The organism is Gemmatimonadota bacterium, from assembly GCA_026705765.1.
Classification (GTDB): domain Bacteria; phylum Latescibacterota; class UBA2968; order UBA2968; family UBA2968; genus VXRD01.
Genome location: JAPPAB010000067.1, coordinates 1 through 7,357, shown reverse-complemented (window position 1 = coordinate 7,357; position 7,357 = coordinate 1). Strand labels below are relative to the sequence as shown.

The 7,357-nt window shown below is 52.1% G+C and carries 6 protein-coding genes and 1 pseudogene; 4 read left to right on the top strand and 3 right to left on the bottom strand.

The features are described 5' to 3' along the window. A partial coding sequence (locus OXH16_09145; protein ID MCY3681552.1) for a DUF4926 domain-containing protein occupies positions 1 to 173 on the bottom strand: 173 nt, incomplete at its 3' end. A gap of 30 nt (positions 174 to 203) precedes the next feature. Beyond that, on the bottom strand, positions 204 to 503 hold the full coding sequence (locus tag OXH16_09140; protein MCY3681551.1) for a hypothetical protein: 300 nt from the start codon (positions 501 to 503) through the stop codon (positions 204 to 206). Between the two features lie 159 nt (positions 504 to 662). Here OXH16_09140 and OXH16_09135 point away from each other — a divergent pair, with 159 nt between their 5' ends. The 4 genes from OXH16_09135 to coaD are packed head-to-tail and all read left to right on the top strand — an operon-like array spanning position 663 to position 5,577. After that, positions 663 to 3,035 (top strand): DUF4962 domain-containing protein, encoded by a 2,373-nt coding sequence (locus OXH16_09135; GenBank protein ID MCY3681550.1) that lies wholly within the window; start codon positions 663 to 665, stop codon positions 3,033 to 3,035. Between the two features lie 28 nt (positions 3,036 to 3,063). Next, on the top strand, positions 3,064 to 4,368 hold the full coding sequence (locus OXH16_09130; GenBank protein MCY3681549.1) for a sulfatase-like hydrolase/transferase: 1,305 nt from the start codon (positions 3,064 to 3,066) through the stop codon (positions 4,366 to 4,368). Positions 4,369 to 4,372: 4 nt separating this feature from the next. Then, the gene (locus OXH16_09125) at positions 4,373 to 5,077 is read left to right on the top strand and encodes a hypothetical protein (GenBank protein ID MCY3681548.1); all 705 of its coding nucleotides are present in this window, start codon (positions 4,373 to 4,375) and stop codon (positions 5,075 to 5,077) included. A gap of 8 nt (positions 5,078 to 5,085) precedes the next feature. Beyond that, complete coding sequence (coaD, locus tag OXH16_09120; protein ID MCY3681547.1) at positions 5,086 to 5,577, top strand: pantetheine-phosphate adenylyltransferase; 492 nt, start codon at positions 5,086 to 5,088, stop codon at positions 5,575 to 5,577. Positions 5,578 to 5,584: 7 nt separating this feature from the next. On the opposite strand, the pseudogene lon reads toward coaD, so the two are convergent. Further along, a pseudogene (gene lon / locus OXH16_09115) lies at positions 5,585 to 7,285 on the bottom strand (endopeptidase La). Between the last annotated feature and the right edge of the window lie 72 nt (positions 7,286 to 7,357).

Genomic DNA, 7,357 nt, shown 5'->3' with positions numbered 1-7,357 from the left:
CCCTCACATGTTATAAGGGCATAGGTGTAGCCATCTTGAGCTACAAATTCGACTTCATAGCCGTCATCAGGATGACATTCTACGACTGTGCCTATTTCGCCACGTACCAACTTGTGTTCTAACTTATCGGTTGTTAATGCCACCACATCTAATAGGCGAATATCATTGGTCATTTTCAACTAATTTTGTAATGAGCCAAAAATTCAGCAGGCGATAGAATTAGCTTCGGCATTCACTTCTTGTACGGCTTTTTCGATCTGACTCTCTATAAAATCAGGTTCATAATTTTTAAGGTCTTCAGCTACTGTATCGAGAATCGCGAAATTTTTCTCCCTCTGCTTCAGATAAGCTTGATAGGATTCATAGCGTTCAATGGGCATCATAACTGCTATAGGACGACTCTGATTATCCTGAATTACGCATTCTTCATTTTGGTTCCGGCACGTTTCGACCATTCGGCGTAATGTTTCATCGCTGTTCTGCAACTGTATCATCTGGGCCATATCTTATCCTTTTATTTTTTGTGTGTAATGAAGAAAAATATACCACAATCAATATGGCTGGTCAATGTGGGACTTGATTTCCTTCTTGTATTCATTCTTTGCGCCGATTATTATGACAGTGCTACTTGAGTGATTACCAAAAGCTGTGAGTTCATTTTTATGAGAGTTATCCACGCCCAACCGCGCATTGCGGCGTCTCCGATTGATAATAAGCGCGTTGACCGCAATCCCCCACCACTGCTCTGGCCTGCTGAGAAGGGCGAGGATGTGCGGTACGCGGTTCGTTTGTCTCGAGATTCCGATTTTCCAGAATGCAGTACTGTTGCAGAAGAGGGTTTTCCCTGGGCGATGTTTAATCCGCATCGAGAACTTGTGTCCGGGGTATGGTATTGGCAATACGGTACGTCGATAGGTGGTGGTCCTTATCACTGGTCTGATAGGTATGATTTTGAGATTACTGGTTCAGTTCGGTGCATGGAGACGCCGCCAGCTACGGATGTGATTGCGGCTTGTCCGAAGACGCATCCCCGGCTCTGGGTGTTGCCAGACGGCGGTGACCTCAAAGTGCATAGCGAGCGGTTCACGTCGCGTGCGGATCAGTTTCTCAATGCGCCACTGGAAGATGACGCGATGCCGCCGGATAAGGGGGAAGACGAATATCAGGTTTTCAAGTTTCACAGGTGGGGTAGTAAAGCGCTTGCCGGTAATATGGCTTCGGCGGTGCAGTGGCTTATTCCGGCTTATTTGCTTTCGGGTGATGAATGCTATGCCCGCGAAGCGATACGCCGCGGGCTTCACGTTGCGAGTTGGGATGCGGATGGGTACACCAATCCCATTATCAGCGATTTTGCCGATGGGTCTTGTATGCGGGTTATGGCGGGTGTTTACGATTCTTGCTTTGATTTGCTTACGGAATCCCAGCGAGAATGTCTTCGCGCGGCAATGGTTGTGCGGGCAGAGCGTTTTTTTAGGGAGGAGACGAATAAGATTGAGACGCTGGTTTTTCGCAGCCATTTCTGGCAACATTTGCTTATCGAATTTTCCGAGGTCGCTTTTGCGCTTTTGCACGCGTATCCCGATGCGGCACAATGGGTGCGCTTTGTGTACGAGTTGTGGATTGCCCGTTTTCCCCTTATGGGGGGTGCAGATGGAGGCTGGGCAAATGGCAATTCTTATTTTGGGACGAATGTCGAGACTTTGCTCGTTCTCCCTTCGCGCATTGGAGAACTCAGCGGTGTGGATCTTTTTCAGGATGCATGGTATAAAAATAGTGCCAGTTTTCTGCTTTATACATGGCCGCCCTATTCGCGGTCGGATGGCTTTGGCGATGGTACGGAACTGAAGTCGCGTCCGACGGGTAATCATCTCGATTTTGTAGAGGATATGGCTGTTCGGTTTGACGATCCTTATGCCGCGTGGTATGTGGAGCAGTGGTGGGAAGAGGCAGGAGAGGAGAGCAATCCGTTGCTTATCTGGCACAAGCTCAAAGATCAAAAGGCGAGACCGCGTCCGCGTTCACCCAGGGCATTGCCGCAGGGCAGGTGTTTTGCCGATGTTGGTATTGTGTCGCTGCATACGGATCTCGCAAATACCCGACGAGATCTCATGGTGGGTATGCGGTCCAGTCCCTATGGTTCGCTTCTCCATTCTCACGAGTGTCAGAATGGGTTTAATATTTTTTATGGGGGGGAACCTCTTTTTAGAAATTCGGGGTATTACACGTCTGCGGGTGACGATCATTCAAAGCAGTGGTACAGAGCTACGCGTGGGCACAATTCGGTTCTCATAGATGGCAAGGGTCAGCCCCGGGGTGCTGAGAGCTATGGTATAATTTCCCGGTTTCTCGATGGTAGGCACATGGCTTACGCGCTCGGGGATGCGTCCCATGCGTATGGGGATGCGGGTCTCAGGCGTTTTCGCCGGCATCTGGTGCTTTTGAGGCCAGATGTTCTGGTGGTTTACGACGATCTGGAAGCCGATCACGATGCTTGCTGGCAATGGCTTGTACACGGGGATCGAGAAATTACGGCTGATGTTTGCCATCAGCGGTTACATACTCAAACCCGTACTGCGCGCGGTCAGGTGAATATTTTTGGGTCACAAAAGTTGTATATTGACATCAATACGATTTTTGATCCGCCCGCGGTCAACTGGGGGGGTAATAAGACTTTTTTGGGGAAAAATATGGCGGTTTTTCCCGATCAGTGGCACGTTACAGTCTCGCCTGAGAGGGCGTGCAATGTCGTACGTTTTCTCGCTGTTTTTCAGGTGCGTGACCGGGAAGATGACGCGCGGTTTCAAGACCCTGTTCAGAGAGATGGTTGTATTTATATTGATGATTGGATGATTCGGGGGGAGTTAAATCCCGGTCGTGGTCCCGCGCTCGAGATTCGCCACGAGGACAGGGGTATCGCTCTCGGTGTGGATGTCACGGTAGATCGAAAACAGCAGAGCGCATCTGATGCGACGGTGCTCATTGAACCATCAGGTGTTCAGAGGGCGACGGATACGTTGCCCCAGGCGGCGAGGTGAACCACAGCAGAAGAATGTGGGAGTAATCATGAAACCAAATATACTCTTTATACACGTTGATCAAATGCACGCCGATGCGATCTCTGCGCTCGGCTGCGAATACGTACACACACCTGCTATTGACGAACTCGTGCGCGAAGGCTATACCTTTACCAATGCCTACTGCGCTATGCCCCAGTGCTGTCCATCGCGCGCGTGTTGGTACACGGGGCGCATGTCCAAAGAACACGGCGTTGTCGTCAATTCCTATCCTATTGACCCCAATATTCCAGATCTGGGCCAGTGGCTGCGCCGCGAGAATTACGACTGTGTGTACACGGGCAAATGGCATGTCACGGGACGCGATTTGCACGCGAGTTTTGATGTGTTGCAACCCCAGCACGGCATGGGCGAACTCAACGACGGCAATGTCGCTCGATCAGCCGTTGCCTATCTGAAAAATCGCACGTCTGATAAGCCCTTCTTTTTAAGCGTTGGATTTCTCAATCCGCACGACTGCTGCTTTCCCGCGATGTCTCACGGCGGTCCGGGCAAATACGGTTTTGCATCGAAAATTGAGGGCGATCTTCCGCCTCTTCCGGACAATTTCGACGACGAATATGCCCGGCGCGGTCGGCCCAGTACTCGCCATTGGTCGCGCCGCGATTGGCAGTATTACATCTATCAGTATTACCGCATGGTTGAGATGGTTGACGCCGAAGTTGGTTGCGTCATGCACGCTCTTCGCGCATCGCCTTACGCTGGCAACACCCTCGTCATTTTTGCCTCTGACCACGGCGATGGTCTCGGTTTTCACAGCAATACCAGCAAGGGTTTTCTCGAAGAAGAAGCGTTTCGCGTGCCTACCATTGCGTGGTGGCCCGGGCGTATTTCCGAAGGTGTGCGGGATGCCGAGCATCTCATCTCTGGCGTCGATATTCCCGCTACGATATGCGACTATGCTGGCGCACCGCCCTTGCCCAAGACCACTATTGCGCGTTCATGGCGTCCCATCTTTGAACGGCGCGATGTCCCGTGGCGCACCTATGTCATCGGCGAAACTTCTATTGGTCGGCTATCGGTTGCTGTGCGCGATGCGCGCTACAAAAGCATTATTGAACGGGATAATACGCGTCTCTACGATCTTCAAAACGATCCGCTCGAGACGCAAGATCTCGCCGATGAAGTGCACTGTGCAGATATTGTCGCGCGACATCGGGCACATTTTCGCGAGTACATATCCCAAATTGAAATGTATCCCGAACCAGAAGAAATCGATCTCGACAACCTGAAGCGCGGCAATGTCTATCGCGACTATATCGATTGGTATCTTTCCGTTCTCAATGAGGCATGATCCCATGGCTATTGACTCTATTGGCCCCTATGCCGTTCAACCCATTCGCGATTTTCTCTCGGGTTTCACGCCGGTGCAGAAGTCTATCCCGGATGCCGATTGCGCCACGCTTACTTACGATATTCTCAACTGGTCCTTTGCGCCCGCGCAACCGCCGCCTTGTCCCAATAGCGTGTATGGCTCGGTGACTATTGGGCGCGAACAGGGCGGCACGTATTGCATCCGCCAGCAAACCCACATTGGCGGTGAGCCGACTGTTTTTGAGGCGGATGTGATCTGCAATCCCGACGATACCCTCAAATCCTGGACGCTGTGTACTTATCGCGCCGATGCCGAGGGGGAGCCTATTCCGATTTCTGAATTGCGCGAAAGCTGGGACAATAACAAGGGTCATGTCCAGTCGCGAGATGGTGCATACAAATACCGCGCGACGCGTCCGGTCTTCAGCCATTGGACACTCCCCCACATTTTGCTATGTGGCAAGCATCCCCTGCCAATGGCGTTTGATCTGATGCAGGACCTGTCTCTCTTGCGCTCCAACCACAAGCTCGTTTCCGACGGGTCAGTTGAACTCTCTGTCGGTGCTTACGAAACTTGTGTTCAATCTGGCGAAGGTATCTTGCCCGTCCACTATTTGCTGGATGAAGACCGCCGACCGCAACTCATTACTTTCGGCCTCATTGCCTGGGCACTCACCGATATTTCATGAGGAAAACGATGAAAAAAGCCGTTTATGCCGCCAGCTTTGATCCGGTTACCCACGGCCATCTGTGGGTTATTCAGGAGGCTGCGCAGCTTTTCGATCAACTCGTTGTCGCTATTGGGATCAATCCGGATAAGGACTATACGTTTTCACTGGCGGAAAGGCTGGATCTGCTTTGTGAGACCACGTCGCAGTTCGATAATGTCGTTGTCGCCAGTTACGAACATCAATTTCTGGTCAATTACGCACGCGGTATTGGCGCAGGTTATATTGTGCGGGGTATTCGCACGCAGAGCGACTATGAGTTTGAACGCAGGATGCGCTATATCAATAGTGATCTGGACGATACGATTACGACTATCTTCTTGATGCCTCCGCGAGAGATTGCTGAGATCAGTTCCAGTTTTATCAAAGGGCTGGTGGGTCCCGATGGCTGGCAAGATGTTGTGAGACGCTATGTTCCGGAACCCGTTTTTGAGAAGTTTGTGGAGTATTTTGAAGGGTGAAAAGAAATCAGTTCACACTGAACACCTCAGCCATTGGTTTGCGGGGGCGTTTCATGAGGGCGGTTTCCAGAACTTGATCCATGTGCGATGCAAATACCAGCCTGATGTCTTTGCGCGCTGTGTCGGGTATTTCGTGTGCGTCTTTGCGGTTCTCTTCGGGTAAGATTACGGTTTTTACACCTGCGCGGTGTGCTGATAGGACTTTGTCGCGTACGCCGCCGATGGGCAGTACTTTGCCGCGTAGTGTAATTTCACCTGTCATTGCCACGTCTTTGCGGATGGGCCGATTGGTAAATACCGATGCGAGGACTGTGGCCATGGTAATGCCTGCCGAGGGCCCATCTTTGGGTACGGCGCCTGCGGGTACGTGGACGTGTACATCCTGGTTTTCGTTAAACTGCGCGTTTAGCCCCAGTTCATGCCAGCGCGACCGCACATAGGTCATGGCTGCATGCGCAGATTCCTTCATTACGTCGCCGACCTGTCCGGTCAGATTTAACTCGCCTTTGCCGGGTACGACTGTTGCTTCGACAAAGAGGACATCACCACCGGTAGATGTTACGGCCAGGCCAGCGGCGACGCCCACCTCGTGATCTTCTTCGGCTACTTCGTGGCGGAATTTTTGCGGTCCCAGATATTCGGCGATGTTTTTTTGATGGATGTGTACACGCCGCTTGCGGCCCTGGGCAAATTTGCGGGCTACTTTGCGCGCTACGGTTGCGATTTCGCGCTCCAGATTTCGCACCCCGGCCTCGCGGGTGTAGTGCTGGATCACTTCTTGCAGGGCGGCTTTGTCGAAGGATGCTTTTTTGGGGGTCAAGCCGTGTTCTGAGATCTGGCGTTTGACCAGGTACCGGCGCGCGATTTCCATTTTTTCGGTTTCGGTATATCCCGAGACTTCCAGTACTTCCATCCGGTCCATGAGTGCCGGTGGGATTGTGTGGAGCGAGTTGGCAGTGGCGAGGAATAAGATTTCTGAGAGGTCAAAGGCGACGTCGAGGTAGTGATCCACAAAGGTGTTGTTTTGCGCCGGGTCCAGGACTTCCAGCAGTGCTGCGGAGGGGTCGCCGCGAAAATCCGCGCCGAGTTTGTCGATTTCATCCAGCATAAATACGGGGTTTTTTGTGCCGGCGCGCCGCAGGCCCTGGATGATGCGTCCGGGCAGTGCGCCGATGTAGGTGCGGCGGTGTCCCCGAATTTCCGATTCGTCGCGGATGCCGCCCAATGACATTCTGACAAATTCGCGGTTGAGTGCGCGCGCGACGGATTTGCCCAGTGATGTTTTTCCCGTGCCCGGGGGTCCGACCAGTAACAAGATAGGTCCGCGCATGTCGTCTTTTAATTGGCGCACGGAGAGGTACTCCAGGATGCGTTCTTTGGGTTTTTCCAATCCATAGTGGTCTGCGTTTAAGACGCGCTCGGCTTTTTTGATGTCCAGTTGATCGCTTGTCTTTTTGTTCCACGGGAGTTCGACGAGCCAGTCCAGATAGGTGCGCGATACGGTGTATTCGGCAGAGGCTTCGGGCATGCGCGCCATGCGTTTTAGTTCGCGCTCGGCTTCTGTTTTTGCTTCTTCGGACATGCCAGCGGCTTCGATCTTTTCGCGCAGTTCTTCGATTTCGGCGCCGATGTCCTCTCCTTCGCCCAGTTCATCTTGAATTGCCCGTAGTTGTTGGCGCAAAAAATATTCTTTTTGTGCATCTTCCATGGTTCCCGCGGCTTCTGAGAAGCTGTTTTAAAACTCGTGTGATTAAGCGAGTCTGTTGAGTAAAAGGTGAAT